Source organism: Candidatus Protofrankia californiensis (genome assembly GCF_900634765.1).
In the GTDB taxonomy this organism is placed as follows: domain Bacteria; phylum Actinomycetota; class Actinomycetes; order Frankiales; family Frankiaceae; genus Protofrankia; species Protofrankia californiensis.
This window is the reverse complement of record NZ_CAAAFT010000413.1, coordinates 10924-12740: the sequence shown is the minus strand read 5'-3', so window position 1 is coordinate 12740 and position 1817 is coordinate 10924. Positions and strand designations below refer to the sequence as shown.

The following is a 1817-nucleotide window of genomic DNA, read 5'->3' as shown; positions in this document are numbered from 1 at the left end:
CCGTGGTGAGGTTTTCAGTCCCGGCTGGATGTGACGGCCGGGACGGACGACGTCCGGCGAGGTGTCCCGCCATCCTCGACGCGGAGGGCGGAGATCACGGCAGGTTCGGTTGTGATCATCGTGTGGGCGCACCTCGCCGGGATGTCATGGTGGTGTTGCCGCTGTAGTGAGATGGCGGTGGGCGGTCCGGCTCCGGCTCGGCCCGCCAGGTGCGTACCCTGAGAACTGCGGTTCGCCAGCGATCTCGGAGTGTGCGCGTGTTCGACACCCTGTCCAGCCGTCTCGACAAGGCTTTCTCGTCACTTCGTGGCAAGGGACGGCTGTCCGAGGCCGACATCAATGCCACCGCCCGGGAGATCCGGGTGGCGTTGCTGGAGGCCGACGTCGCCCTGCCGGTGGTCCGTGCCTTCATCACCGCCGTTCGTGAGCGGGCCAGGGGCGAGGAGGTCTCGGCCTCGCTGAATCCCGCCCAGCAGGTCATAAAGATCGTCAACCAGGAGCTGGTCACGATCCTGGGTGGTGGGACGACCACCCTGCGGTTCACCAAGACGCCGCCCACCGTCATCCTCCTGGCGGGCCTGCAGGGAACGGGCAAGACGACGTTGGCCGGCAAGCTCGGCCGGTGGCTCAAGGCCCAGGGCCACACCCCTCTTCTCGTCGCCGCCGACCTTCAGCGTCCGAACGCGGTCACGCAGCTTCAGGTTGTGGCCGGTCGGGCCGGTGTGGAGGTGTACGCGCCCGAACCCGGCAACGGCGTGGGTGACCCGGTCGCAGTCGCCCGTGACGCGGTGGAATACGCCCGACGCCGCCTGCACGACGTGGTCGTCGTCGACACCGCGGGCCGTCTCGGCGTGGATGCCGACATGATGCGCCAGGCCGCCGCCATCCGTGACGTGACCTCTCCGGACGAGATCCTGTTCGTCGTCGACGCCATGATCGGTCAGGACGCCGTCACCACGGCGCAGGCATTCGCCGACGGTGTGGGCTTCACCGGGGTGGTGCTCACCAAGCTCGACGGTGACGCGCGCGGCGGTGCCGCATTGTCGGTCGCGCACCTGACCGGTCGTCCGATTATGTTCGCCTCCACCGGTGAGGCGCTGGAGGACTTCGACGTCTTCCACCCCGAGCGGATGGCCTCGCGCATCCTGGGGATGGGCGACGTCCTCACCCTCATCGAGCAGGCCGAAAAGGCGTTCGAGGCCGATCAGGCCGAGGAGATGGCGGCGAAGATGGCCGCCTCGGAGTTCACCCTCTCCGACTTCCTCGACCAGATGCTCACCGTCCGCAAGATGGGGCCGATCGCCAACCTGCTCGGGATGCTGCCCGGCATGGGGCAGATGAAGGAGCAGCTTTCCCAGATCGACGATCGCGACGTCGACCGGGTCGTGGCGATCATCCGGTCGATGACTCCGGCCGAGCGGCATGACCCGCGCATCCTCCAGGCGTCCCGCAAGGCGCGTGTAGCCCGCGGCTCCGGTGTGACCGTCACCGAGGTCAACCAGCTTCTCGACCGGTTCGAGGATGCACGCAAGGTCATGAAGCAGATGGCCGGCGGTCTCGGCGGACCCGGTGGGGCCTTCCGCGCCAAGACGGCGGCCAACCGTAAGGCCGCGAAGAAGGCCAAGGGCGCGAAACGCAAGGGCAACCCGGCCGCCCGCGCCGCGCAGACGCAGGCGGAGAAGATCGCGGCCGAGACACGGCATGCCGGCGGCCCCCCCGGTGGGCTTCCGGCCGGACTCGGCGACGGCGAGCTGCCCGACCTGTCGGCCCTGATGCGAGGCGGTGGTTTCCCGCCGTCCGGGCAGGGGCGCGGCGGG

General features: G+C 69.2%; 1 protein-coding gene. It reads left to right on the top strand.

What is annotated here, in order from left to right; translation table 11 throughout:
- Nucleotides 1-257: 257 nt before the first annotated feature.
- A partial coding sequence (gene ffh, locus DD1DGNOD_RS21445; protein WP_131770922.1) for a signal recognition particle protein occupies nt 258-1817 on the top strand: 1560 nt, incomplete at its 3' end.